At 67.5% G+C, this 25,530-nt stretch carries 27 protein-coding genes and 1 pseudogene; 10 read left to right on the forward strand and 18 right to left on the reverse strand.

From position 1 onward, the window contains the following. Positions 1-109 precede the first annotated feature (109 nt). From VARPA_RS23575 to mnmH, 4 genes are read left to right on the forward strand one after another with little or no spacing between them, the layout of a single operon-like run. Positions 110-922 (forward strand): phosphonate ABC transporter ATP-binding protein, encoded by an 813-nt coding sequence (locus tag VARPA_RS23575; RefSeq protein ID WP_013543099.1) that lies wholly within the window; start codon positions 110-112, stop codon positions 920-922. 32 nt (positions 923-954) lie between these two features. Continuing rightward, positions 955-1,746 (forward strand): PhnE/PtxC family ABC transporter permease, encoded by a 792-nt coding sequence (locus VARPA_RS23580; protein WP_049794462.1) that lies wholly within the window; start codon positions 955-957, stop codon positions 1,744-1,746. Then, on the forward strand, positions 1,743-2,540 hold the full coding sequence (phnE, locus tag VARPA_RS23585; protein ID WP_013543101.1) for a phosphonate ABC transporter, permease protein PhnE: 798 nt from the start codon (positions 1,743-1,745) through the stop codon (positions 2,538-2,540). The genes VARPA_RS23580 and phnE overlap by 4 nt, the downstream gene beginning before the upstream one ends. 36 nt (positions 2,541-2,576) lie before the next feature. Beyond that, positions 2,577-3,647 carry a tRNA 2-selenouridine(34) synthase MnmH gene (gene mnmH / locus VARPA_RS23590; RefSeq protein ID WP_013543102.1) on the forward strand — a complete coding sequence of 357 codons (1,071 nt, stop codon included), beginning with the start codon at positions 2,577-2,579 and terminating at the stop codon, positions 3,645-3,647. Here the strand turns inward: mnmH and fdhD are convergent. From fdhD to modB, 7 genes are all read right to left on the reverse strand, one after another. Then, positions 3,581-4,498, reverse strand: a complete 918-nt coding sequence (gene fdhD / locus VARPA_RS23595; RefSeq protein WP_013543103.1) for a formate dehydrogenase accessory sulfurtransferase FdhD — start codon at positions 4,496-4,498, stop codon at positions 3,581-3,583. The genes mnmH and fdhD overlap by 67 nt on opposite strands. 31 nt (positions 4,499-4,529) lie before the next feature. After that, entirely contained in the window at positions 4,530-4,817 is a 288-nt protein-coding gene (locus VARPA_RS23600) for a hypothetical protein (RefSeq protein ID WP_013543104.1), read from the reverse strand. After that, positions 4,814-7,168, reverse strand: coding sequence for an FdhF/YdeP family oxidoreductase (locus VARPA_RS23605; protein ID WP_013543105.1), 2,355 nt, complete (start codon positions 7,166-7,168; stop codon positions 4,814-4,816). Before VARPA_RS23605 ends, VARPA_RS23600 begins: the two co-directional genes overlap by 4 nt. 128 nt (positions 7,169-7,296) lie before the next feature. Further along, complete coding sequence (locus VARPA_RS30790; RefSeq protein ID WP_013543106.1) at positions 7,297-7,563, reverse strand: hypothetical protein; 267 nt, start codon at positions 7,561-7,563, stop codon at positions 7,297-7,299. Positions 7,564-7,594: 31 nt separating this feature from the next. Continuing rightward, entirely contained in the window at positions 7,595-8,383 is a 789-nt protein-coding gene (locus VARPA_RS23615; RefSeq protein ID WP_013543107.1) for an ABC transporter ATP-binding protein, read from the reverse strand. Next, the gene (gene modA, locus VARPA_RS23620) at positions 8,380-9,129 is read right to left on the reverse strand and encodes a molybdate ABC transporter substrate-binding protein (protein ID WP_013543108.1); all 750 of its coding nucleotides are present in this window, start codon (positions 9,127-9,129) and stop codon (positions 8,380-8,382) included. The genes VARPA_RS23615 and modA overlap by 4 nt, the downstream gene beginning before the upstream one ends. Before the next feature lie 31 nt (positions 9,130-9,160). After that, entirely contained in the window at positions 9,161-9,844 is a 684-nt protein-coding gene (gene modB, locus VARPA_RS23625) for a molybdate ABC transporter permease subunit (RefSeq protein WP_013543109.1), read from the reverse strand. 113 nt (positions 9,845-9,957) lie between these two features. On the opposite strand from modB, the gene VARPA_RS23630 reads away from it, so the two are divergent. Next, positions 9,958-10,197, forward strand: a complete 240-nt coding sequence (locus tag VARPA_RS23630) for a hypothetical protein (RefSeq protein WP_013543110.1) — start codon at positions 9,958-9,960, stop codon at positions 10,195-10,197. A 13-nt stretch (positions 10,198-10,210) separates the two neighbouring features. Here VARPA_RS23630 and VARPA_RS23635 read toward each other — a convergent pair whose 3' ends face one another. The 4 genes from VARPA_RS23635 to apbC form a co-directional block, all read right to left on the reverse strand. Then, on the reverse strand, positions 10,211-10,558 hold the full coding sequence (locus VARPA_RS23635; protein WP_013543111.1) for a winged helix-turn-helix domain-containing protein: 348 nt from the start codon (positions 10,556-10,558) through the stop codon (positions 10,211-10,213). Positions 10,559-10,692: 134 nt separating this feature from the next. Further along, the gene (locus tag VARPA_RS23640) at positions 10,693-12,390 is read right to left on the reverse strand and encodes an OFA family MFS transporter (protein ID WP_013543112.1); all 1,698 of its coding nucleotides are present in this window, start codon (positions 12,388-12,390) and stop codon (positions 10,693-10,695) included. A 141-nt stretch (positions 12,391-12,531) separates the two neighbouring features. After that, positions 12,532-13,479, reverse strand: a complete 948-nt coding sequence (locus VARPA_RS23645) for a LysR family transcriptional regulator (RefSeq protein ID WP_013543113.1) — start codon at positions 13,477-13,479, stop codon at positions 12,532-12,534. A gap of 2 nt (positions 13,480-13,481) precedes the next feature. Beyond that, complete coding sequence (gene apbC / locus VARPA_RS23650) at positions 13,482-14,573, reverse strand: iron-sulfur cluster carrier protein ApbC (RefSeq protein ID WP_013543114.1); 1,092 nt, start codon at positions 14,571-14,573, stop codon at positions 13,482-13,484. Between the two features lie 117 nt (positions 14,574-14,690). Here apbC and VARPA_RS30795 point away from each other — a divergent pair. Both VARPA_RS30795 and VARPA_RS23660 read left to right on the forward strand, forming a co-directional pair. After that, positions 14,691-15,623, forward strand: a pseudogene (locus tag VARPA_RS30795) (IS481-like element ISCte4 family transposase); the annotation flags it as partial. Between the two features lie 10 nt (positions 15,624-15,633). Beyond that, positions 15,634-16,827 (forward strand): patatin-like phospholipase family protein, encoded by a 1,194-nt coding sequence (locus VARPA_RS23660; RefSeq protein WP_013543115.1) that lies wholly within the window; start codon positions 15,634-15,636, stop codon positions 16,825-16,827. A 1-nt stretch (position 16,828) separates the two neighbouring features. Here VARPA_RS23660 and VARPA_RS23665 read toward each other — a convergent pair whose 3' ends face one another. Together VARPA_RS23665 and VARPA_RS23670 are read right to left on the reverse strand one after the other, a co-directional pair. Beyond that, on the reverse strand, positions 16,829-18,034 hold the full coding sequence (locus VARPA_RS23665) for a diaminopropionate ammonia-lyase (protein WP_013543116.1): 1,206 nt from the start codon (positions 18,032-18,034) through the stop codon (positions 16,829-16,831). A gap of 32 nt (positions 18,035-18,066) precedes the next feature. Then, positions 18,067-19,236: a M20 aminoacylase family protein gene (locus VARPA_RS23670; RefSeq protein WP_013543117.1), complete on the reverse strand. Its 1,170-nt coding sequence runs from the start codon at positions 19,234-19,236 to the stop codon at positions 18,067-18,069. Between the two features lie 82 nt (positions 19,237-19,318). Between VARPA_RS23670 and VARPA_RS23675 the strand changes: the two genes are divergently transcribed. Then, entirely contained in the window at positions 19,319-19,804 is a 486-nt protein-coding gene (locus VARPA_RS23675; protein ID WP_013543118.1) for an Lrp/AsnC family transcriptional regulator, read from the forward strand. A gap of 34 nt (positions 19,805-19,838) precedes the next feature. On the opposite strand, the gene VARPA_RS23680 is transcribed toward VARPA_RS23675, so the two are convergent. From VARPA_RS23680 to VARPA_RS23700, 5 genes are read right to left on the reverse strand one after another with little or no spacing between them, the layout of a single operon-like run. Then, entirely contained in the window at positions 19,839-20,207 is a 369-nt protein-coding gene (locus VARPA_RS23680) for a hypothetical protein (RefSeq protein ID WP_144299030.1), read from the reverse strand. Next, positions 20,192-20,434 carry a hypothetical protein gene (locus VARPA_RS23685; RefSeq protein ID WP_013543119.1) on the reverse strand — a complete coding sequence of 81 codons (243 nt, stop codon included), beginning with the start codon at positions 20,432-20,434 and terminating at the stop codon, positions 20,192-20,194. Before VARPA_RS23685 ends, VARPA_RS23680 begins: the two co-directional genes overlap by 16 nt. A gap of 48 nt (positions 20,435-20,482) precedes the next feature. Then, the gene (locus VARPA_RS23690) at positions 20,483-21,169 is read right to left on the reverse strand and encodes a YceH family protein (protein ID WP_013543120.1); all 687 of its coding nucleotides are present in this window, start codon (positions 21,167-21,169) and stop codon (positions 20,483-20,485) included. A gap of 50 nt (positions 21,170-21,219) precedes the next feature. Continuing rightward, positions 21,220-21,927: a phosphodiester glycosidase family protein gene (locus tag VARPA_RS23695; RefSeq protein WP_013543121.1), complete on the reverse strand. Its 708-nt coding sequence runs from the start codon at positions 21,925-21,927 to the stop codon at positions 21,220-21,222. A gap of 26 nt (positions 21,928-21,953) precedes the next feature. Beyond that, positions 21,954-22,985, reverse strand: coding sequence for an isocitrate/isopropylmalate dehydrogenase family protein (locus tag VARPA_RS23700; RefSeq protein ID WP_013543122.1), 1,032 nt, complete (start codon positions 22,983-22,985; stop codon positions 21,954-21,956). Between the two features lie 208 nt (positions 22,986-23,193). Here VARPA_RS23700 and metG point away from each other — a divergent pair, with 208 nt between their 5' ends. Together metG and VARPA_RS23710 are read left to right on the forward strand one after the other, a co-directional pair. After that, positions 23,194-25,296 (forward strand): methionine--tRNA ligase, encoded by a 2,103-nt coding sequence (gene metG, locus VARPA_RS23705; protein WP_013543123.1) that lies wholly within the window; start codon positions 23,194-23,196, stop codon positions 25,294-25,296. A 25-nt stretch (positions 25,297-25,321) separates the two neighbouring features. Further along, complete coding sequence (locus VARPA_RS23710) at positions 25,322-25,519, forward strand: hypothetical protein (RefSeq protein WP_013543124.1); 198 nt, start codon at positions 25,322-25,324, stop codon at positions 25,517-25,519. The last annotated feature ends 11 nt before the right edge of the window (positions 25,520-25,530 follow it).

A 25,530-nucleotide genomic window follows, 5' to 3' on the forward strand; every position in this document is an offset into this window, starting at 1 on the left:
CCTCTCCCGCAAGCGGGAGAGGGAGCAATTCGGGGACCGGCTGTTGGCCCCCTCTCCCGCTTGCGGGAGAGGGTTGGGGTGAGGGTGCGGCACAGAAAAGTCCCGCAACGTGAGCTTCTTCCTCGATGCCATCGGCGTAGTCCACCCCAACGGCCAGCGCGCGCTGGCCGGGGTGACGCTGGCTGCGCGCGATGGCGAACGCATCGCCGTCATCGGACCTTCGGGCGCGGGCAAGACGACGCTGCTGCGTGTGCTCGGCGCTGCATTGCGCCCCGTTGAAGGCGAGGTGCAGGCGCTCGGTGCGAAGCCTTGGCAACTGCCCGCCGGCGCGCTGAAAAAGCTGCGCGCACGCATCGGTACCGTGCACCAGGCGCCGCCGATCGCGCCGCGGCTGCGCGTGGTCACCGCGGTGCTCGCGGGCCGGCTCGGCGAGTGGTCTGTGCTGCGCGCGCTGGGGTCGCTCTTCCATCCTTCCGATATCGCGGGCGCGCACGAAGTGCTGTCGCGCCTCTCGCTCGAAGATCGCCTCTTCGACCGCTGCGACCGCCTCTCGGGCGGGCAGCTGCAGCGCGTGGGCATCGCACGCGTGCTCTACCAGCGGCCGGCCCTGCTGTTGGCCGACGAGCCCGTCTCCGCGCTCGACCCGACGCTCGCCGACGCCGCCATCGGCCAGCTCGTCGCGCAGAGCGAATCCACGGGCGCCACGCTGGTCGCCTCGCTGCATGCGGTGGACCTCGCGCTGCGCTGGTTTCCGCGCGTCGTCGGCATGCGCAACGGGCAGGTGATGTTCGACCTGCCGACCGCCGAGGTCACGCCCGCGATGCTCGATGCGCTCTATGCGAGCGAAGGCGGCGTGGCGGCGCAGCGGGCGCCGCAGCCCGTCGCTGCCGAGATGGCCTTCCAGCGGCCGGACTGCCCGTGAATACCGCCGTCGCCCATCGCGATCCCCAGGCGATGCGGCGGCTGGCCGGCTGGCTCGCCGCGCTCGTCATCGCCTGGCCGCTGCTGGCGCTCTCGGAGTTCAAGCCGTGGGCGCTGTTCGGCAGCGGCAACCTCGCGGTGATCGGCGGGTTTCTCGCGGGCTTCTTTCCGCCCGATGGCTCGCCCGCCTTCCTGGCATTGCTCGCCAAGGCCACGCTCGAAACGCTGGCCATGGCCACGGCCGGCACCGCGCTCGCGTTGCTCATCGGCGCGCCGCTCGCGTTCGTGACGACGCGGGCCCTCTCCATCTCGCGCATCGGACCGGGACCGGGCCGCGTGCAGGCCGGCATCGTGCGTCAGGCCGCGCGCTGGCTGCTGATGGTGCTGCGCGCCATTCCCGAAATCGTCTGGGCGCTGCTCTTCGTGCGCGCGCTCGGACTCGGCCCTGCCGCCGGCGTGCTGGCGCTGGCCATCACCTACGGCGGCATGCTGGGCAAGGTCTACGCAGAGATCCTCGAATCGACCGACACGCGCCCTGCACGCGCGCTGCTCGAAGGCGGCAGCGGCCGGCTCGCGGCGCTGTGCTATGGCCTCTTGCCCCACACCGCGCAGGAGCTGGCCTCGTACACCGTCTACCGCTGGGAATGCGCGGTACGCGCCTCGGTGGTGATGGGCTTCGTCGGCGCGGGCGGCCTCGGCCAGTTGATGGACCAGTCGATGAAGATGCTCAACGGTGGCGAGGCGAGCAGCATCCTGCTCGTGTTTCTCGTGCTCGTGCTGCTGGCCGACATGCTGAGCAATGCGCTGCGGAGGCTGCTCGCATGAACAGGCTCCCGCCGCGTCCGCCGCCGTGCCTTCGCTGCTGGTTCGCCGTGGGGCTGATCGCGGTGGCAGTGGTCGCCAGCTTCGTCTACCTCGGCATCGACTACCGCGCGCTGGGCTCGGGCGAATCGCTGCGGCTCATGGGCAAGTTCATCGCCGAGTTCTTCCCGCCCGACGTGTCGCCGGACTTCCTCGCGAAGGTCGGCAACGGCGCGCTGCAGACGCTGGCGGTGTCTGCCCTCGGGACGGTGCTGGCCGCCATCGCGGGCGCCGTGCTCGCGCTGCCCGCCTCGGGCCGCGCCGGCTGGTTGCCGCGGCATGTCGCGCGCTTCGTCCTCAACTTCTTGCGCAGCGTGCCCGAGCTGGTCTGGGCCGCGCTGATGGTGCTGGCCGCGGGCATCGGCCCGTTCGCGGGCGCGCTGGCCTTGTCGCTGCACACCACCGGCGTACTCGGCCGCCTGTTTGCCGAGGCGCTGGAAAACGCGCCGCGCGAACCCGAACACGCACTCACGCTTTCCGGCGCCGGCCCGGTCGCCGCCTTCAGCTACGCGAGCCTGCCGATCGTGCTGCCGCAGTGGGTGGCCTACACGCTCTACCGCTGGGAGATGAACATCCGCATGGCCGCGGTGCTCGGCTTCGTGGGCGGCGGCGGGCTGGGGCAGCTGCTGTACTTCCACCTGTCGATCTTCCAGCAGCAGCAGGCGATGACGGTGCTGATCGCGATGTTCGTGCTGGTGACGCTGGTGGACTTTGCGAGCGCTCGCTTGCGCAGAGGTTTAGGTCCCGCCTACGCCTGAAGCCTCCGGCGACAATCGGGGCATGAGGTTCCTGCCATGAGTCATCGCCAGCCAGTACGGGTCGGCGACCGCCACGCCTTCGACACGATCATCGACGCCCGCTCGCCGGCCGAGTTCGCGCTCGACCACATTCCCGGTGCCATCAACTGCCCGGTGCTCGACGACGAGGAGCGCCACATCGTGGGCACCGTCTACGTGCAGACCGGCGCCTTCGAGGCGCGGCGCATCGGCGGCGCGATGGTCGCGGCCAACATCGCCAAGCATCTGCGCGACACGCTGGCCGACCGGCCCGAGAAATGGAAGCCGCTGGTCTATTGCTGGCGCGGCGGCATGCGCAGCGGCTCGATGGTGACGTGGCTCCGGCTTGTCGGCTGGGACGCGCAGCAACTCGCGGGCGGCTACAAGAGCTTTCGCCGCCATGTCATCACGCAGATCGACTCGCTGACGCCGCAGCTCGACCTGCGCGTGATCTGCGGTGCCACGGGCAGCGCCAAGACACGCGTGTTGCATGCGCTGGCCGAGCGCGGCGAGCAGGTGCTCGACCTCGAAGATTTCGCGAGCCACAAAGGCTCGCTGCTCGGTTCGCTGCCCGGCGTGCCGCAGCCTTCGCAAAAGCACTTCGAGACGCGCATCGCGACGGTGCTTGAAGCCATCGACCTCAAGCGCCCGTTGTACGTCGAAGGCGAGAGCATCCGCATCGGCCGGCTCTCGCTGCCGCTGTCGCTGGTGGCGCAGATGCGTGCTGCGCCCTGCATCGAAGTGGCGGCCACGCCCGAGGCCCGGCTCGATTACCTGCTGCGCGACTACGCCTACCTCGGCGACGACCGCGATGCCCTGGCCGACAAGCTGGGCGTGCTCAAGGAATTGCAGGGCAAGGAAACGGTGGCGCGCTGGCAGCAGTGGGCGCACGAAGCCAACCTGCCGAAGCTCTTCGCCGAGCTGATGGCGCTGCACTACGACCCGCATTACCAGAAGTCGCAGGAGCTGCACTTCAAGGCCTGGGAGCGCCGCCGCAGCGTGGCGGCGAGAGACCTGAGCGATCAGGGCATCGAGGCGGTGGCCGATGCGGTGCGCGCGTTCGAAGGCGGCGGCAGCCCGTCCGCATAGAGCACGCCGCGCGGCGCGCGGCACAGGCCCCAGAAGCGCAGGCCGCTGAGCTCGGCCATGCGCACGCCCATGGCGGTGGGCGCCGAGATGGTCGCCATCGCCGCGATACCCAGGCGCCCGCACTTGCGCACCAGTTCATGGCTGCCGCGACTGGACATCAGCACGAAACCCGGTTCTTCGAGACGCCCCGCTCGCGCGAGCCGGCCGAGTAGCTTGTCGAGCGCGTTGTGGCGGCCCACGTCTTCCATCACGTCGGTGAGATCGCCGTCCACCGTGGCCCAGCCCGCAGCATGGATGGCACCGGCTTCCGCGTTCAGCACCTGGCGCGCGGGCAGCGCGGCGAAGGCGCGCAGCACAGTGGCGAGGTCGATGCGTTCGATCCAGTCGCGCGGTGGCACCGGCTGCGGTGTGATGTCGAGCCCCGCGAAACTTTCGACGCCGCACACGCCGCAGCCCGTGCGGCCTGCGAGGCTGCGGCGGCGGCCCTTCAGGCGTTCGAAGCTGCGAGTGGAAATATCGAGCTGCACCTCGATGCCGGGCATGCCTTCGGGAAGGCCCGCCGAAATCGCATTGATGGTCTGAACCTCGATGCCGCGGCAGTCAGCGGCGCTGTCGAGGATGCCTTCGCTCAGCGCGAAGCCGAGCGCGAAGTCTTCGAGGTCGAGTGGCGTGGCCATCATCACCGCGTGCGAGACGCCGTTGAAGACCAGCGCGACCGGCACCTCGGCCGCCAGCGTGTCATCGCGCAATGCGCCTTCGGGCCCCATGCCGCGTTCGCCGAACACATGCACGGCGTGTCGTGAAAGCGATGGCAGGGTGTCTTCGGAATCGGCGGGGTCGGGCTGGGACATGGTGGCTCCGGATAGGCCGGCCATTGTCCGCTCAGCCCGCGGTTTCGTCAGCCGGAGGCAGCGTTTGAACCTGGGCCCGGCCGGGGGCTTCGAGGTGCGCGACCCAGCGGTCGTCGTGCTGCTCCACGCGCACCCAGCCGGGGCCGCGCACGCCGCCGATGGCGGCATCGCCCATCAGCGTGAGCCGGCGCATCAGCACGCTCGCGCCCTGGCCCAGCCGCTTGCCGAGACGTGGCAGCGAGACACCACTGCCTGCCGGCTCCTGCGCGAGCATGCGCAGGATGGCTATCGAGAGACTGTCTTCGAGCAATGCGCTCATGCCGTTGCAACCATGCCGTCCGCCGCGTCCTCCACCAGCTTCTGGATCGGCAGTTCATGCGGCACCAGCACCACGGGAATCGACTTGGACGTCGGCGTGCCCGCGTTCTCCGCCACCGCCGACAGCGGCACCAGCGGATTGGTCTCGGGGTAGTAGGCCGCGATGTTGCCGCGCGGAATGTCGTAGGCCACCAGCTTGAAGCGGTCGGCGCGGCGTTCCTGCCCATCGTTCCACACGGTCTGCAGGTCGACCCAGTCGCCGTCCTTCATGCCCAGCGCGCGGATGTCCTCGGCGTGGATGAAGACCACGCGGCGCTGGCCGAACACGCCGCGGTAGCGGTCGTCCATGCCGTAGATGGTGGTGTTGTACTGGTCGTGCGAACGCGTGGTGAAGAGCGTGAAGACCTGCGTGTCGCGGATGCGCGCGCGCGCTCGGTGCGAAGGCGTGTCGCGCGGCACGGCGTGCGTGAAGAACACGGCCTTCTTCGATTCGGTGGCCCACACGCGTTCGCTCGCGGTGTTGCGAAGACGAAAACCGCCGGGCTTGGCGACGCGGATGTTGAAGTCCTTGAACTCGTCGAACACCGCTTCGATCTTGTCGCGGATGCGTGCGTAGTCCTCGATGAGCCAGAGCCACGGCGTCTTGCTGCGCGCGCCGATGGTCGCGGCCGCGAGCCGCGCCACGATCGCCGGCTCCGACAGCAGATGCTCCGACGCGGGCGGGTTGATGCCCATCGAGATGTGCACCATGCTCATCGAATCTTCCACCGTCACGCCCTGCGGGCCGGCGGCCTGCATGTCGATCTCGGTGCGGCCCAGGCACGGCAGGATCAGCGCCTCGCGCCCGTGCACGATGTGGCTGCGGTTGAGCTTGGTGGTCACGTGCACCGTGAGGTCGCACTGCCGCAGGCCCTTCCAGGTCTGGTAGGTATCGGGCGTTGCGGCCGCGAAGTTGCCGCCGAGCGCGAAGAACACGCGGCCCTTGCCATCGAGCATCGCCTGGATCGCCTCGACCGTATCGAGCCCGTTCTGGCGCGGTGGCTCGAAGCCGAACACCTCTTGCAGCCGGTCGAGCAGCGCCACCGGCGGCTTCTCCCAGATGCCCATGGTGCGATCGCCCTGCACATTGCTGTGGCCGCGCACCGGGCAGGCGCCCGCGCCTTCGCGGCCCATGTGGCCGCACAGCATGAGCCAGTTGACGATCATCTGGATCGTCGCCACCGAGTGCTGGTGCTGCGTGATGCCCATGCCCCAGCAGGCGATGACCTTCTTCGCACCGAGGTACACCTCGGCCGCGGCGCGCAATTGCTCCTGCGTGAGACCCGACTCCTGCACCAGCACGTCCCACGACTCGGCGCGCAAGTCGTCGGCGAGCGATTCGAAGCCGGTGGTGTGCGTGGCGATGAAGGCGTGGTCGAGCACCGAGGCTTCGCCGCGCGCGACGAGCGCGTCTTCGCGCTCGATGACGTGCTTCATCATCCCCTTCACAGCAGCGAAGTCGCCGCCCACGCGCAGCTGGAAGTAGTGCGTGCTGATGGGCGTGGAGCCCATGGTGGCCATCTCCAGCTTGTCCTGCGGATCGGCAAAGCGCTCCAGGCCGCGCTCGCGCAGCGGGTTGAAGCTCACGATGCGCGCGCCGCGCTTCGATGCCGCGCGCAGCTCGCCGAGCATGCGCGGATGGTTGGTGCCGGGGTTCTGGCCGAAGATGAAGATGGCGTCGGCCTTCTCGAAATCTTCGAGCGTGACCGTGCCCTTGCCCACGCCGATCTGCGGGCGCATGCCGCTGCCGCTGGGCTCGTGGCACATGTTCGAGCAGTCGGGAAAATTGTTGGTGCCGTACTCGCGCACGAAGAGTTGGTACAGGAACGCAGCCTCGTTGCTAGCGCGGCCCGAGGTGTAGAAGATGGCCTGGTTCGGATCGGGCAGCGCGTTGAGGTGGCGCGCGATCAATGCGAAGGCCTCGTCCCAGCCGATGGGCAGGTACTTGTCGCTCGCTGCGTCGTAGGCCATGGGGTGCGTGAGGCGGCCCTGGTCTTCGAGCCAGAAATCGCTCTGTTCGGCCAGTTGCGCCACGGTGTGCTTGGCGAAGAGATCCGGGCCAGCACGGCGCGCGGTGGCCTCGGCAGCCACGGCCTTCACGCCGTTCTCGCAAAACTCGAAAGTGGATGCGTGGTTGCGGTCGGGCCAGGCGCAGCCGGGGCAGTCGAAACCGTCGGGCTGGTTGGCCGAGAGCAGCGTCTTGGCGCCCTTGAGGGGAATGTCCTGCCGCAGCAGCGCGTTCGTCACGCTGCGAAGTGCGCCCCAGCCGCCTGCGGGGCCTTTGTAAAACTCGATCTTCTGCTCACTGCTCATGCGGGCGAGTGTTCGCCGTGGGCATGAGGAGCGTCAAATTGAATCGGGACATGCGGCGATTCAAAAAGGAAATGAAGAGGCGGCGCCAACCGGGCAGCAGCCTGTCGTCGCAAAGAACTGCGAAAGGCTCAGTTCCGTTTCGCCGACTCCAGTTTCGCTTTGAGACGGCGCATTACTTCGCTCGCATTTACGTACTCGCCGCTGCGTCGCGCGCTGGCCAGGGACTTCATGCCACGGGCAACAAACTCGGCTTCACCCTTGCGCAGCAGAACGCAGTTGCGAACGGCCGCTTCGACGGAATGAGACAAGGACTTCTCCTCACCGACAACCTGTTCGGCTTTCTCCCGGAGTTTGAACTCTGATTGCACGGAAGGAATGGCGTAGGTTTTCATCATCGAACTGTATCGGTCCGGCGATACACGAGCATTAATCCCGCACATCCTGCATCAGCAGCCCGCGCAGCTTGCTGCGCAGCGGAGTCTCCTCGACCACCGGCACGCCGGCCACTTCGCGCAGCGCAATGTCGCGACTCTCGGCGGTGTGCAGGTCGATCTCGCGCACCACCTGACCGTCCTTGTAGACGAAGGCGACGTCGGCGAGCGCGAGGACGTCTTCGATGTCGTGCGTGATCATCAGCACCGGAATGCCCCACTGGCGGCGCACCTGCGCGAGCTCGTTGCGCAGTTCGCTGCGCAGCATCGGGTTGAGCGCGGCGAAGGGCTCGTCGAGCAGCAGCACCTGCGGCTGGCAAGCCAGTGCACGCGCGAGCGCCACGCGCTGTTGCTGGCCGCCCGAGAGCTTCTGCGGCCGGCTGTCGGCCAGCGCGGCGAGGCCGAAGCCTTCGAGCAGCGCCTGCACCGTCTCCGCCTCCTTCTGCGGCAAGCGGCGGCGGCGCCACGAGGTGAGGCCGAAGGACACGTTCTCGCGCACCGTGAGGTGCGGGAACAGCGCGTAGTTCTGGAACAGGTAACCGATGCGCCGCTCGGGCGCCGGCACATCGATGCGCTGCGCCGAGTCATACAGCGTGCGGCCGTCGAGCCGCACATGGCCCGACGAAGGATGCAGCAGCCCCGCGATGGCCTGCAGCGTGAGCGACTTGCCCGCACCCGACGGGCCGTAGAGCGCGGCAAAGGGAACGTCGGTCTGAAAGCGCGCGGCCAGGTCGAAGCGGCGCGCCCCGTCCTTGACCGTGAGCTTCAGATCGACGTCGATCATGGCTTGCCGAATCCGTAGCGGGTCAGCACTTCCTGTGCGGCGTCGGTCGCAAGGAAGTTGAGGAAATCGCCGGCGAGCGCCTTCTGCTTGCTCTCGGCCACGACCGCGATCGGATAAGTCACGGGGCTGCTGCCCGAAGGCGAGAGCACGACCTTGACCTTGTCGCCCGCCACCGCCGCATCGGTGCGATAGACGAAACCGGCCTCGACCTCGCCGCGGCTCACGTAGTCGAGCACCTGGCGCACGCTGTCGGCCTGCACGAACTTGGGTTCGAGCACGGTCCAGAGATTGGCGCTGTCCAGCACCTGCTTGGTGTAGCGGCCGACCGGCACGGTGGCGGTCTTGCCGACGGCGATCTTCTTCACGCTGGCGCCGGTCAGGTCCTGCAGCGACTTGACGCCCACGCCGTCTTTCGCGGGCTCGATCAAGACGAGGCTGTTGCTCACGAAGTTCTTGCGGGTGGCGGTGTCGATGAGCTTCTGCTCGGCGCCACGGTTCATCGTCTCTTGATCGGCGCTCGCGAACACATCCACCGGCGCGCCCTGCCCGATCTGCTGCAGCAGCACGCCCGAGGCGGCGAAGTTGAAGCGCACCGTGGCGCCAGGCTTGGCGGCCTCGAACTTGGGACCGATTTCCTTGAACGCATCGGTCAGGCTCGCGGCCGCGGACACGGTGATCTGCTGCGCGGCGGCGGCCAGCGGCAGGGCCAGCGCAAGAACAATGGACAAGAGACGGAACGGACGCATGGGCAACTCCTGGGAATGACGAAAAGCGAAATCAGCGAAGCGAAAAAAACCGGTTCGACAGCACGAGCACGGCGATCGACAGCACCGAGGTCACGATCACCAACAGCAGCGCGAGGTCGTCGTGCCCGGCCTGCACCGCGTCGTAGATGGCCATCGAGAGCGTCTGCGTCTGCTTGGGAATGGAGCCCGCCACCATCAGCGAGGCACCGAATTCGCCCATCGCCCGCGCGAACGCGAGCAGCGTGCCGGCCAGGATGCCGGGCCAGGCGAGCGGCAGTGTCACGCGCAGGAACACCGAGAACGGCGACTGGCGCAGCGTGCTGGCCGCGGCTTCGAGCGAGCGGTCGACGTTCTCGAAGGCGGCGCTCGCCGACTTGAGCACCAGCGGCAGCGCGACCACGGCCGAAGCCACCACGGCGCCGTGCCAGCTGAAGATGATGGTGTAGTCGAGGTGCTCGCGCAGCCACGCGCCCAGCGGGCTGCGACGCCCGGCCGCCACAAGGATCGCGTAGCCGATCACCGTGGGCGGCAGCACCAGCGGCAGCATGAACACGGCTTCCAGCACGGTGCGGCCGAAGAAGCGCTTGCGCGCGAACACCCAGCCCAGCGCCACGCCCACGACGAGCGCGAGCACCGTCGCCACCGCCGCGACCTTGAGCGACAGGACCAGGGGCGACCAGTCGGTCGAGGCGATGAGTGAGCTCGTCGTGTTCATTTGAATACGGCGGGATTGTTGCACGGCGGGCGAATTTCCTCTTGCAGCAGGTGCGCAAAATGCCCGGCCTCCATATACTGGCCGACATAGCGTTGCCCCGACCGCCAAGTCCCATGCGCCCACCCGTCCACGACACCGTCGTCCGATCGATCTCCGGAAGGCCGGAGCTTCGCCATGTGACACAGGTGCAGGAGTGGCGCATCGAGCGGGCCATCGATTCCGACAGCCTCGTGATTTCCATCGTCGCTCCCGGCGGCGAGAGCCAGTCTTTTCTGGTGGCGCAGGCCGATGCGCATGACATCGGCGAGGTCCTGCGCCGCAGGGCGGCGTGGGCAGAACCCGGCGAGCGTTAGCGCGTGTGCCGGGCTACGGCGCCAGCAGCCGCGTCAGCGCGCGAATGTCGGCAGAGGTGGCCAGCTTCGCGGCGTTCTCGATGGCACGGTAGTGCTTGACGATTTCCTCGCCCACCGGCGTGAGCGCCGTGCCGCCGCCGCGCGAGCCGCCGGCTGCGGTGTTCACCGCGGGCGAGACCAGGGCCTTGTTCATTTCGTCGACCAGCATCCAGGCCCGGCGGTAAGACATGCCGAGCAAACGGGCCGCCGCGGAAATCGACCCCGTCTCGGCCACGGCTTCGAGCACGGCGATCTTGCCGGGGCCGATGGCGATGGCGTCGTCCCTGTAGACGCGCAGACGGAACTGGACTTTGGATTTCATCTTGGCGCGAAGGGTAAACCATACGCGGCCACCGGCGTTATGTCGCGCCGGAAACGGCGATGCGGCCGGCGGGTGTGGACCCGGCCGGCCGCATCGTCATCCGAAACGCCGTGCGTCGGCGACTCGGTAGAAGCTCAGTGGAAGAACTTCGCCGCGCTGCCCAGCGTCTTGTAGACACCCCAGGCCAGCGGAATGCCCACCGCGGCCCAGGCCAGCACCACGACCGCCGGGTTCACCGTGTCGGCGCGGCCCGAGCCGCTGCCCACTTCGGCCGCCGAGGCTTTTTCGTGCGCGAGCTTCTTCTCGACGGCCAGTTCGGCCTCGGTCATGAAGTGCTTGTCGGCCACCGGGCGCACCAAGAGATTGGCGATGAAGCCGATCGCCAGCATGCCCACGAGGATGTACATGGTCTGGTTGTAGACCTGCTCGCGCGGGAGGCCCAGGCCCAGCTGGTATTCGCGCATGTAGTTCACCACCACCGGGCCGAGGATGCCGGCCGTGGCCCACGCGGTGAGCAGGCGGCCATGGATGGCGCCCACGAACTGCGTGCCGAACAGGTCGGCCAGATAGGCCGGCACCGTGGCGAAGCCGCCGCCGTACATCGACACGATGATGCAGCAAGCGCCCACGAACAGGAGCTTGCTGCCCGCGCCCGCCGACGACGGAATGCTCGCGTACAGGATCGCGCCGAGCACGAAGAACACCGTGTAGGTGAGCTTGCGGCCGAGCTTGTCCGACAAGCTGGCCCACACGAAGCGCCCGCCGATGTTGAACAGCGACAGCAGCGCCGTGAAGCCGCCGGCCACCACGGCAATCGCAGCGAGCTGCGCCTTGTCGAGCCCACCGAATTTCTGCGACACGCCGATCAGCGCGCCGCCGAACACTTCCTGCAGCATCGGCGAGGCCATGCCGATCACGCCGATGCCTGCGCTCACGTTCATGCACAGCACCAGCCACACGAGCCAGAACTGCGGAATGCCCCAGACCTTCTTCACGTGCACATGGCGCTGCGTGATCATGGCGTTGCTGGTCTGCGCCGGGGGCGGAGTCCAGCCTTCGGGCTTCCAGCCGGAAGGCGGCACGCGGTAGCCGAGCGCGCCGGCCATCATGAAGACGAAGTAGCCCAGCGCCATCACGACGAAGGTCTGCATCACGCCGACGTCGGTGGCGGTGGAGAAGCGCTTCATCAGGTCGACCGCGAGCGGCGAGCCGATCATCGCGCCGCCGCCGAAGCCCATGATGGCCATGCCGGTCGCCATGCCGCGGCGATCGGGGAACCACTTGATGAGCGTGCTCACCGGCGAGATGTAGCCGAGGCCAAGGCCGATGCCGCCGATCACGCCAGAGCCGAGGATCATCAGCCAGAACTGGTGCAGGTGAATGCCCAGCGCCGAGAGCAGCATGCCGCCGCACCAGCACACGGCCGACACCACGCCGGCCTTGCGCGGGCCCGCGCGTTCGAGCCAGCCGCCCCACAGGGCCGCCGAGCAGCCGAGGAAGACGAAGAACAGCGTGTACATCCAGCCGAGCGTGGCCACGCGCCAGTCGCAGTGGGTGGCGAAGAGCTCGGCGAAGAAGCTCATCTCCTTCGCGCAGGCCTGCGCGCCAGTGCCAGCGGTGCCCAGCGCCTTCGACAGAGGCAGCCAGAACACCGAGAAGCCATAGGCCATGCCGATGCACAGGTGAATGGCCAGGGCGGCCGGGGGAACCAGCCAGCGGTTGAAAGCGTAGCCCGCGATGATGCGTTCTTTATCGAGGAAACCGGGCTGCGCTTGCACCCCTTCTCCAGCCAGGCGTTCTCCATCGAGAACGCCCGCAGTTGAGCCTGCCATATTTCTCCTAATTGACCGGACGAGTAACTTTTGTGTTGAATCCGGGCCGCGGAGTGTGTCTGAACGTTTTACACGCCGTCAAATTCGATCGGCGCATGGGCCGATTCAATAATTAAATGCCCGGCTCCGGGGGCTGGCCGCTCAATCGCTGCCGAGCGTCCCGCTGTGCAGGCGCACCTGCTCGGCCCATTCGGGCGTCTGCAGGAAGGCCAGTGCCGCATCGAGCGCGCGCGAAGCGCGCACGCCGTCCTGCGTCATGAAGCCGATCGGCGTGCGCACCTCGGGCGCCACCAGCGGCAGCGCTTCCAGTTCGCGGTGCGTGCGCACGGCAGCGACCATCGCCCCCGGCAGCACGCTGCTGACGGTGCCGGCGCTCACCGCGAGGGTGAGCGTGAGCACCGAGTTGGTCTCGATGGCCGGCGACACCGGCACGCCGGCCTCGCGCAGGGACTGGTCCATGATGGCCCGGTTGTGCATGTCAGTGGTGAGCAGGCACAGCGGCAGCTTGCCGGCCTCGGCCCAGGTGATGGGCTGGCCGATGCGCAATTCGTCTTCCGAAGGCGTCTCGGCGCGCCGCAGCAGGAAGTAGTGCTCGATGCTTTGCGGCCAGGCCTTGAGCTTGATGCCGGGCATGTGCATGCGTTCGGTGTAGCCGAGGGCGAGGTCGATCGAGAGGCTCTCGAGCCCGGTCTCCAGGTCCTGCGAACTCATGGAGAGCACGGCCGGCAGGATGCCCGGGTGGCGCTGGTGCAGCATGGCCGCGAAGCGCGAGAGTATCGGGATGGCGGTGGGCACCGCGGCCATGCGCAGCCGGCCGTGGGGGTTGTCGACGTCGCTGCGCAGCTCCTGCAGCAGCACCTCGTTGTCGCGCAGCATGCGCTGGGCCGTGGCCAGCACGCGCTCGCCCTCGTGGGTGAGGCCGACGTAGACGCGGGCGCGCTTGACGATGACGACGCCGAACTCGGTTTCAAGCGCGCGCAGCGCATTCGACAGCGCGGGCTGGGTGATGTGGCAGGCCTGCGCCGCGCGGCCGAAATGCTTGTGCTCGCTCAGCGCGACCAGATATCGCATCGAAGCGAGCAGGTTCATCTTCAGGTGTTCTTGCTGATCGAGATGGTGGGGAATTTCGACGAGAAATCCTTCGCCTTTTCCGAGATGCCCACGGCCACCTGGCGCGCGACCGCCTTGTAGATGCCCGCCACCTCACCCTCGGGGTCGGCCACCACGGTGGGCGAGCCGCTGTCGGCCTGCAGGCGGATCTTGATGTCCAGCGGCAGCGCGCCGAGGTATTCCATCTGGTACTCGGCCGCCATCTTCTTGCCGCCTTCGGCGCCGAAGATGTGCTCGACGTGGCCGCAGTTCGAGCAGATGTGCACGGCCATGTTCTCCACGATGCCCAGGATCGGCACGCCGACCTTCTCGAACATCTTGATGCCCTTCTTGGCGTCGAGCAGCGCGATGTCCTGCGGCGTGGTGACGATCACCGCACCGGTCATCGGCACGCGCTGGCTCAGCGTGAGCTGGATGTCGCCGGTGCCGGGGGGCATGTCGACGATCAGGTAGTCGAGGTCTTTCCAATTGGTCTGGCGCAGCAGCTGCTCCAGCGCCTGCGTGGCCATCGGGCCGCGCCAGATCATGGCCTGGTCTGCATCGACCAGGAAACCGATGGACATCACCTGCACGCCGTGGCGCTCCAGGGGCTCCATGGTCTTGCCGTCGTCGCTCTCGGGCCGGCCCTCGATGCCCATCATCATGGGCTGGCTCGGGCCGTAGATGTCGGCGTCGAGCAGGCCCACCGTGGCGCCTTCGGCCGCCAGTGCGAGCGCCAGGTTGGCCGCCGTGGTGCTCTTGCCCACGCCGCCCTTGCCCGAGGCCACCGCGATGATGTTCTTGACGTTGGGCATCAGCTGCACGCCGCGCTGCACCGCGTGGCTGATGACCTTGGTGACGATGTTGACCGACACGTTCTCCACGCCCGGCACGGTCTTGGCAGCCGCCACCAGCGCCTTGCGGATGGCCGGGTGCTGGCTCTTGGCGGGGTAGCCGAGTTCGAGGTCGAACGACACGTCGCCGTCGGCAACCTGGAGGTTCTTGAGCGAGCGGGTCGCCGCGAATTCCTTGTGGGTGTTGGGGTCCGTGACGCTCTTGAGGGCGCCCATGATCGCGTCTTGGGTGATGGCCATTGATCAAACTCCTGAATGGCGGGTAGTCTAGTTGTGATGTCTCAATAGGTTGTTCACCCGAATGGGTCTGGGAAACTGGAGTTACCACGCTTCAGGATCTCAGAGGAATCCCACCGGATGAACAGCCATAAGAATGCCAGATTGACATTGGAAGGTCGCAAGTTGCTTGTCCAACGCATTGCAGGAATGGGGCTGATGCCTGCCGCCGAGGCGGCAGGCATCAGCCCGCGCACCGCGCGCAAGTGGCTCAAGCGCTTCCAGGAGGACGGCGTGCAGGGCCTGCACGATCGCAGCTCGCGCCCGGCCAGGACGCGCACGAGCCTGGACGCTGCGCTGCACGAGCGCATCGAGCAATTGCGCCGCTCGCGCATGCCCATGCGCCGCATCGCCACCATCGTGGGGCGCAGCGTGTCCACGGTCAGCCGCCTGCTCGCACGCCTGGGGCTGTCCAGCCTGAAGGCCCTGGAACCCATTGCACCAATCGTTCGCTACGAGCGAGAAGCGCCGGGCGAGCTGCTGCATATCGACACCAAGAAGCTGGGGCGCATCGTGCAGCCCAGCCACCGTGTGACGGGCGATCGTCGCGATGCCACGCGAGGCGCAGGCTGGGAGTTCGCTCACGTGGCCATTGACGATCACTCGCGAGCGGGCTTCGTGCAGATGCGCGACGACGAGCGCAAGGGCTCGGCCGTGGCGTTCCTGCAGGCGGCCGTGGCTCACTACGCGGCCTTAGGCGTGACCATCAAGCGCCTGATCACCGACAACGGCTCGGCCTATCGCTCGCGGCTGTTCGCCAAGACTTGCCAGGCACTGGGCATCAAACATACCTTCACCAAGCCCTATCGCCCACAGACCAACGGCAAGGCCGAGCGATTCATCCAGACCTGTCTGCGCGAATGGGCCTATGGCCGCATCTGGGCCAACAGCAAAGAACGCACGACATGGCTGCCTGCGTTTCTGAGCTACTACAACGCCAGGAGGCCGCACTCCGCATTGGGCTACAGGCCCCCAGCTTCCCGACTCAGCGGGAATAACCTATTGCAACTCGACAAACCAAAAAATGACAGAGACAAGCCCCGCCACCGGCCTCCTGCTCACCGGAGGCGGCGCACGGGCGGCCTACCAGGTCGGCGTGCTCGAAGCCATTGCCGAAATGCGCCGCGCCGCCGGGCCGGTCGCCGGTACGGGCAACCCCTTTCCCGTCATCACCGGCACCTCGGCCGGCGCCATCAATGCCGCGGCGCTGGCCTGCGGCGCGGACGACTTCGACCATGTGGTGGCGCACATCGCCGAGGTGTGGAGCAGCTTTCGCGCCGAGCAGGTGTACCGCGCCGATTCGCTCTCGGTCATCGGCAGCGGCGCGCGCTGGCGCATGCTGCTGGGGTTCGGGCGCTTCGCGGCCAACTGGATGCGCGTCAAACCCAAGTCGCTGCTGGACAACGCCCCACTGGCCGACCTGCTGCAGCGCATGGTGCCGCTGGACCGACTGCCGATGCTCATGCAAGAAGGCCATGTGAAAGCGCTGGCAGTGACCGCATCGAGCTACAGCTCGGGCGAGCACGTCACCTTTTTCGAGGCCGCGGTGCCGATGGAGCCCTGGGTGCGCTCGCAGCGCCTGTCGGTGCGCGACCGCATCACGCACCACCACCTGCTCGCGTCGTCGGCGATTCCCTTCGTCTTTCCTGCGACCGCGCTGCCGATGCAGGGGCACACCGAGTATTTCGGCGACGGCTCGATGCGCCAGTCGGCGCCCATCGCGGCGGCGATCCACCTGGGCGCCGAGCGCATCCTGGTGATCGGCGCGGGCCGCATGCACGAGCCGCGCGAGACCGACGCGCCCAATACGCACAGCGGCTATCCGACGATGGCGCAGATCGCGGGCCATGCGCTCTCCAGCATCTTTCTCGATGCGCTGGCGGTGGACATCGAGCGGCTGCGCCGCATCAACCACACGCTGGGGCTGATTCCCGAGGAAGTGCGCGCGTCGAGCTCGCTGCGCCCGCTCGACCTGCTGGTGATCTCGCCCTCGGAGCGTCTGGACGTGATCGCGGCGCGCCATGCGGATTCTTTGCCCGGCGCTGTACGACACCTGCTGGGCGGCTCGAAGGCCGCGGCCGACGTGAAGGGCGGCGCGCTTGCGAGTTATCTGCTGTTCGAGTCGGGCTACACGCGCGAGCTGATGGCGCTCGGGCGGGCCGATGCGATGAAGCAGCGCGACGAGGTGCTGCGGTTCTTCGGCTGGAACGCAGTCTGAGCTAGAACCGCACCGGCGCACGCTGCCTGCGCAGGACGTCGTCCGCGTCGATACCGACGAGATCGCGGTACACCGAGGGTGCGGTCGCGCCTTCGGTGCTGATCAGCAGGATCTTAGAGCGAACATCGAGGCGCACCTTTCGCCACAGGTCGTCCGAGAGCGTGAGCACGCGCAATGCCGCAATGCCCGCCGCGCCCGATTCGCCGCTCACGATGGGGCTGTCGTGCGCCGAGCCCCGGGCCAGCAGGCGCATCGCCTCGACCGCGTCGCCGTCCTCGATGGTGAGGAAGGCATCGACCGACGGCGCCAGAAAACGCCAGGCCAGCGGCGACGTTTCCCCGCAGGCCAGGCCGGCCATCACCGAATCGACGCTGCCGGTGGCATTCGACGCATGGCCGTTGATCGCGCTCTGCAGCAAGCAATCGGCCTGGCGCGGCTCCACGACGATGAGGGTCGGCCGCTTCTCGCCGTACTGCTCCCACAGGTAGCTCGCCACCCCCGCGGCCAGCCCGCCGACGCCGCCCTGCAGGATCACGTGCGAGAACATCGCCGTGCCCTCCTGCTGCTCCATCACCTCGTCGGCCAGGATGCCGTAGCCCTGCATCACGTCGCGCGGAATGTCTTCGTAGCCGGCATAGGAGGTGTCGGAAACCACCTGCCAGCCGTTCTCCTGCGCCAGTGCAGCCGCGTGCGCGACCGAGGCGTCGTAGTTGCCCTCGATGCGCACGATTTCCGCGCCGAAGGCCGCGATGGCGGCTTCGCGCTCCACGCTCACATGCTTGTGCAGCACGATCACGCAGCGCGCGCCGATGCTTTGCGCCGCGGCCGCGAGCGCACGCCCGTGGTTGCCGTCGGTGGCGCTGACGACGACCAGCGACTGCAGTTGCGCCGCGTGCGCGCCGCGCAACACGGCCACCGGGTCCCATACGGGATGGGCCCGCAGGACGAGCCGCACCAGCGCGACGGGCGCGCCGAGTGCCTTGAAGCTGCCGAGCGGCGAGCGCTTCGATTCGTCCTTCACGAAGATGCCGGCCACGCCCAGTTCCTCCGCCATGTCGGGCAGTTGCCAGAGCGGCGTCGGTTCGGGCGCGAGTTGCGACCAGCGCGAGAGCCAGCCGCGCGTGCGCTTCGCCTCGGCGATGCTGAGGATGTCGCGAAGCTCGCCGGGGTAGGCGCCGCGGGCGGCGTTCTTGTTGATGACCAGCATGGGGAGAAAAGAAAAGGGTTGTGCGTTGTCGGTCAGCGCGGAAGGCGCAGGCGCACGATTTCCGCGAAGTAACGGGCGCCCGTCGCGAGCACCTCGTCGTTGAAGTCGTAGCTGCCGTTGTGCAGCGGCGTGCTGCCGGGCGCGCCCTCGGCGCCGTTGCCCAGGAACACGAAGGCGCCCGGCACCACCTTGAGGAAGGCGCCGAAGTCCTCGGAAATCATCATCGGCGCCACGTTGGCATCGACGTTCTCCGTCCCCACCACGGCCGTGGCTGCCGCCACAGCGATGGGCACGCATTCGGCCCAGTTCACGGTGGGCGCGAATTCGTGCGTGTAGCTGAAGTCGCACGCGGCGCCGTGCATGCGGCAGATGCCTTCGCTGATCTCCCGCATGCGAGCGGCCAGCATCTTCTGCACCTCGGGGTCGTAGCTGCGGGTGTCGCCCTTGATGACCACGTTCGACGGAATCGCATTGCGGATGCCGTCGGTGATGAACTCGGTGCACGAGACCACCGCCTGGGCGCCCGGGTCGAGCGTGCGCGAAACGATGGTCTGCAGCGCGAGCACGATCTGCGCGCCGATGACGATGGGGTCGATTCCCATGTGCGGCCGCGCGGCATGCGTGCCGCGGCCCTTCACATGGATGACGAAATTGTCCTCGCTCGCCATGAGGCCACCCGTGCGCGTGGCGATGGTGCCCGCGCGCATGCCGGGCATGTTGTGCAGGCCGTAGATCTCGTCGACCGGAAAGCGCGCGAAGAGGCCGTCGTCCATCATGGCTTTCGCGCCGCGGCCATGCTCCTCGGCAGGCTGGAAGATGAAGCGCACGGTGCCGTCGAAATCCTGCCGCTCCCGCAAGAGGCGCGCCGCGCCGAGCACGATCGACATGTGGCCGTCATGGCCGCAGGCGTGCATCTTTCCGGGGGTTGCCGAGGCGTAGGGGCGGTCGGTCGGCATCTCGGTGATGTTGAGCGCGTCCATCTCGGCGCGCAGGCCGATCACGCCCTTGCCGTCACCGACCTTCAGGTTCGCGACGAGCCCGGTGCCGCCGATGCCGGTGTGTACCTCCAGGCCCAGCGCCCTCAGCACGTCGACGACGAAGGCCGAGGTCTTCGCTTCGTCGAAGCCGGTCTCGGGCATCGCATGCAATTGGCGGCGCCAGCCGGCGAGTTGGTCGCGCAGGGGTTCCTCGGGGAATTTCATGACGCGATGCTATTGACAATGCAACGATACGGGCACGCAAAATCGGGCCCTTCGACGCAACGTTTTTGCGTATACGGCCCGCATGACCTCTTCTCCCCTCGATGCCCTCGACCTCCGCCTGCTGGAGCTGATCCAGATCGACAGCCGCATGTCGCAAAGCGAGCTGGGCGAGCGCGTCCACCTGTCGACGGCCGCTGTGAACCGGCGGCTCAAGCGCATGCGCGACGACGGCGTGATCCGGCGCTACGGCGCGGTGCTGGCACCTGCGGCGCTGGGCCACCCGTTGTCCATCGTGGCCGAGGTGGAAGTCGAGAGCGAGCGCATCGACCTGCTCGATGCGATGAAACAGAGCTTCAGGGCCTGCCCGCAGGTGCAGCAGTGCTACTACGTGACGGGCGAATGGGACTTCATCCTCATCCTCGTCGTGCAGGACATGGCGCAGTACACGGCACTGAGCCGGCAGCTTTTCTTCCAGAGCAACAACGTGAAGCGCTTTCGCACGCTGGTCACGATGGACCCGGTGAAGGTCAGCCTGGATGTGCCGGCGCGGCCGGAGCCGGCGGGGTAGGCAGCCCGCGGGCTGCGCGGGCGGTGGGTGCGCCTCAGGAAAGCCCGAGGAGCACCGCGATGCCCGTGACGAACCAGTTCGCGGTCGTCGCACTGGCCGCGCTTTCCCTGGAAATCGGCCACAGCTTCGCGCGCTTCCATGCCCATAGGTTGCAGGTCACGGCCAGCACCAGTCCGCTGGGCACAAACAAGGGGGAATGCAGACCGACAGCGGCGATCAGCGACACCAGGACGATCAGGACGCCTGCCGCCCAGATACCGCTGGATGTGCTTGCGAGCACATGGCAAAGACCGCCGCAGGCTTTGCACGTCGCAGGAGAACCGCGGCTGGACCAGCGCTTCGCGAGGCCGTCGATGCCCGGCTTCTGGCAACGTGGACAGGCGTGCTTCACAGGAAGAGCCACGCCACGATCACAGTCAGGATGATGGCCAGCGGGATGAGCCCACTCAGCCGCGTGAGGCCGCCGAGCATGAACAGCGGCACCCGTCCTGCAAATTCCCGGAGGTGGTCGGCCACGCGGTTCCCCCGGGGCAGCACGGAAGCAACGACCAACGACATCACGATGAGCCCGATGCCCATGGCCAGGAAAGCCGCGACGCAGGTGAGGATGAGCGAGACCGGAGGTTTCATGTGCCGCGCAAGATAACGCAGGTCCGCCGCAACGCGAAATCAGTGCGATCAGCCCGCCTCGGAAATCCCGAGCTCCGAGCACACCCGCCCCACCAGCGCCTTCAGCGATGCCAACTCGGCTTCGAGCCGCGCCACATTGGCCTTGAGCGCCGCGACTTCGCCGAGCGATGCGTCGTGCGAGGCATAGGCTCCGTCGCCCGAAGCGCCGGCCGGGCCCGCCACTTCTTCCGCGGGCTGCCCGCTCAGCAGATGCGCCCAGCGGCTCTCGCGCGCGCCGGGCAGCCGCGCCAGCTTCACCACCAGCGCGCCGGCCGGTCGCTCGGCGAGTTCATCGAGAAAGCCTTCGACCGAGGAGATGTCCGCGAAGTTGTGCATGCGGTCGCAGGCGATGCGCAGCTCGCCGGCCGTTTGCGGCCCGCGCAGCATCAGCACCGTGAGCAGGATCACCGACTGCGAGGGAATGCGCAGCACGCGGTCGATGTTGTGCTCGTAGCGGAACGCGCGGCCGCCGCTGCTTTCCGCGACGAGGCTGTAGCCCTTCAGGCTGTCGATGGCGGACTGGATCTGCGATTCGGTCAGTTCGAGCACCGGGTTGCGGCTGGTCTTCTGGTTGCAGCCCGACACCAGCGAATTGAGCGTGAGCGGGTAGCTGTCGGGCACGGTGCGCTGCTTTTCGGCGAGCACGCCGAGCACGCGGGTTTCGAGGAGGGACAGGATGGGCAGCGGTGTGGACATGGCTCAGAGGCAGGATTCGAAAGTGAAAACACAAGGGGCCGCCAGCAGGTTCATGGCGACACCACGCCGAGTATCGGCCCCAGGTCGCGCACGAAGTCGCTGCGCCCCGCTGCCTTCGAGTACAGCGCCGATACGGTGCCGTCCAGGTACAGGGCATCGCGGCAGTGCAGCACGTCGCGGAAATAGACCGCGAAGTCGTGGAAGTTCACCGGCGTCTCGCTCATCACGAAGATCGCCGTGTGGCCGATCGCGCAGACGCCGTTGCGGATCTTGCGCGAGTCCGAATTCGGAATGAGCGCCGGGTGCAACGCGCCGTGGCGCAGCAGCAGCGGGCCGGATTGCGTGGCGAGGTGCACGCCGCCGCGCTTCGCGAACGCCGGGTACTCCGACGACTCGATCACGCGGGGGCCGTCGTCGGTGACGAGGAACACGCCGTTCGGCTTCAGGAAGAAGTTGCCGGTGCCGCTCGCGAGGTTGAGCGGCACCTCTTCGCGGCCATCGCGCACGAAGAGCCCGACCGGCGAAAAATCCGCGTGGTACATGCCGGCGTTGACCGCGAAGACAAGCTGCCGGCCTTGCGCCTTCAGCCAGGCATCGAGGCGGTCGAAGCGCTTGAACGCGACGCCGGTGTCGTCATTCAGGAACAACGCGAGCTTCTCGGTACGAAGGTCGACCTTCACGACCGTGTAGCGCGGGTCCGCCGCAACCGACGCGCAGCTCGCGAGGACGACGGCCAGCAGAAGCAGAAGCTTTCTCATGGCCGCGCCCTTCGCCTGCGTTCCGATCAACCGCCGTTGATGCGGCTGACCAGCGCCTTGGTGAACGCGGCGGTGTTCGCGGTGCCGCCGAGGTCACCGGTGCGCACGTTGTCGATGTTCAGCGTCTGGTCGATCGCCGTGCGCAGGCGCGTGGCCAGCTCGGGCATCTTGGTGTGGTCGAGCATCATCGCGGCGGCCAGCAGCAGCGCGGTGGGATTGGCGATGCCCTTGCCGGCGATGTCGGGCGCCGAGCCGTGCACCGCTTCGAAGATTGCCGCATCGGTGCCGATGTTGGCGCCGGGCGCCATGCCCAGGCCGCCGACGAGGCCGGCCACGAGGTCCGAGAGGATGTCGCCGAACAGGTTGGTCGTCACTAGCATGTCGAACTGCCAGGGGTTGAGCACCAGCTTCATCGCGCAGGCGTCCACGATGATCGAGTCGAGCTCGAACTTGCCCTTGTACTTTTCCGCGTAGAGCTGCTCGCCCGTCTCCAGAAACAGGCCGGTCAGCACCTTCATGATGTTGGCCTTGTGCACCAGCGTGACCTTCTTGCGGCCGGTGGCGATGGCGGTCTCGAACGCGTACTCGAGCACCCGACGGCAGCCCTGCCGCGTGTTGATGCCGGTGGCCATGCCCACGGCGTGCGGGTCGCCGTCGATGCGCACGTAGTGCTCGTGGCCGATGTAGAGACCCTCGAGGTTCTCTCGCACGATCATCAGATCGATCTTGTCGAAGCGCCCGCCCGGGATGATGGTGCGCGCGGGGCGCAGGTTGGCGTAGAGCTGGAATTCCTCCCGCAGCCGCACGTTCGACGAGCGATAGCCGCCGCCCGATGGTGTTTCGAGCGGGCCCTTGAGCGCGAGGCGGGTGGTGCGGATGCTGTCGAGCGTGGCCTTCGGCAGCGGATCGCCCGAGGCCTTGACGCCGCCGAGGCCGGCGATCTGGGTGTCCCAGGTGAAAGGGGCCTTCAGCGCATCGAGCGCGGCCAGCGTGGCGTCGACGATTTCGGGGCCGATGCCATCGCCGGGGATGAGGGTTGCGGGAATGGAAGTGGTCATCGGCTGCGGCTCGCTTTCTGGCGTTCTGTATCGGGGGCCGAAGCATACGTCGCGCGCGAGACACCCCGCGGTTTCGTGGGTCACTCGCGCCCTCAAACACGGGGTCGGGCACAGGCTGCACGCGCCCACCTAAAATGCCCGGTTCCCGGATGCGCGGCGCTCGCCGCCTCCGATGCCAGTCCGTCACTCCCCGAAAGCGCCCTCCCCGATGTCCGCCCCGCGCAAGCTCTTCGTCACCACCGCCCTGCCGTATGCCAACGGCAAGTTCCACATCGGCCACATGATGGAATACATCCAGGCCGACATCTGGGTGCGGAACCAGCGAATGAACGGCGCCGAGGTCAACTTCGTCTGCGCCGACGACGCGCACGGCGCGGCCATCACCATCGCGGCCGACAAGGCCGGCGTGACGCCGCAGGCCTTCGTGGCGGAGATCGCGGCGGGCCGCAAGCCCTACCTCGACGGCTACTACATCTCGTTCGACAACTGGCACTCGACCGACGCGCCGGAGAACCACCAGCTCGCGCAGGACATCTACCGCGACCTGCGCGCCAACGGCCTCATCGAGACCAAGAGCGTCGAGCAGTTCTACGACCCCGAAAAGGGCATGTTCCTGGCCGACCGCTTCATCAAGGGCGAGTGCCCGAACTGCCATTCGAAGGACCAGTACGGCGACAACTGCGAGGTGTGCGGCGCCGTGTACGCGCCCACCGAGCTGATCAACCCCTACTCGGCCCTCTCGGGCGCCAAGCCCGAGCTGCGCAGCTCGGACCACTTCTTCTTCAAGCTCTCGGACCCGCGCTGCGAGGCCTACCTGAAGGAATGGACCGCCGCGCCCGGTCATGTGCAGTCCGAAGTGCAGAACAAGATCCGCGAATGGCTCTACAAGGACGACGAAGGCAAGGGAGGCCTGGGCGACTGGGACATCAGCCGCGACGCGCCCTACTTCGGCATCGAGATCCCCGATGCGCCGGGCAAGTACTTCTACGTGTGGCTCGACGCGCCCGTGGGCTACCTCGCCTCGCTCAAGAACCTGCTGGACAAGCGCTGCATCGAACTGGGCGGCGACGGCATCTCGTACACCGAGTACATGGCCGACCCGGACCTGGAGCAGGTGCACTTCATCGGCAAGGACATCATCACCTTCCACACGCTCTTCTGGCCTGCGATGCTGCACTTCAGCGGCCGCAAGGCGCCCGACGCGGTGTACGTGCACGGCCACCTGACGGTAAGCGGCGAGAAGATGAGCAAGAGCCGCGGCACCGGCATCGATCCGCTCAAGTACCTGTCGATCGGCCTGGACCCCGAGTGGCTGCGCTACTACATCGCGGCCAAGCTCAACGGCCGCAACGAGGACATCGACTTCAACCCCGAGGACTTCGTTGCGCGCGTCAACAGCGACCTCGTGGGCAAGTACATCAACATCGCAAGCCGCGCGGCGGGCTTCATCGGCAAGCGCTTCGGCGGCAAGCTGGGCGAAGTGTCGGCCGATGGCGACGCGCTGCTGTTCGCGCTGCGCGAGGCGGCCGGCCAGATCCATTCGCTCTACGACGGCCGCGACTACGCCCGTGCGCTGCGCGAGGTGATGGCGCTGGCCGACAAGGTGAACGAATACGTCGACCAGAACAAGCCCTGGGAACTGGCCAAGAAAGAAGGCGCCGAGGCGCGCTTGCACGACGTGTGCACGGTGTGCATCGAGGCCTTCCGCCTGCTCACGCTGTACCTGAAGCCGGTGCTGCCGGCACTTGCGGTGAACGTCGAGGCCTTCCTGAAGATCTCACCGCTGGTGTGGTCCGACGCCGCGCAGCCTCTGCCCGCGGGCCATGCGATCGGCGAATACAAGCACCTGATGCAGCGCGCCGATGCCAAGGTGGTCGACAAGCTGTTCGATGCACCCGAGCCGGTGGCAGCCGTTGCTGCTGCCGCGGAAGCCGCGACGGATTCGCTGCCCGGCGGCGAAGCCATCGCGCCGACGATCACCATCGACGACTTCGTGAAGATCGACCTGCGCATCGCCAAGATCGTGGCCTGCGAGAAGGTCGAGGGCTCGACCAAGCTGCTGCGCCTGACGCTCGACGCGGGCGAAGGCAAGACCCGCAACGTCTTCAGCGGCATCGCCTCGGCCTATCAGCCCGAGCAGCTCGTGGGCAAGCTCACGGTGCTGGTCGCGAACCTCGCGCCGCGCAAGATGAAGTTCGGCATCAGCGAAGGCATGGTGCTGGCCGCAAGCCACGGCGACGAAAAAGCCAACCCGGGCATCCACGTGCTCGAACCGTGGCCGGGCGCAACGCCGGGCATGCGGGTTCGCTGACCTGTCCGATCGAGGAGATCACACCATGCTGCTGCGCACCCTTCTGCTGTCGTCGCTCGTCGCCGCGCTGAGCGGCTGCGCGGTGGTCACCGTCGCAGGCACCGCCGTGAGCGTGGGCGCCAGCGCGGTGGGCCTGGCGGCCGACGCCGCCATCGGCACCGTGCGCATCACCGGCAAGGCCGTGGGCGCCGCGGCCGACGCGGTCATTCCGGACAGCAAGTAGGGCACTGCAAA

This window comes from Variovorax paradoxus EPS, from assembly GCF_000184745.1.
GTDB classification, from domain to species: Bacteria; Pseudomonadota; Gammaproteobacteria; order Burkholderiales; family Burkholderiaceae_C; genus Variovorax; species Variovorax paradoxus_C.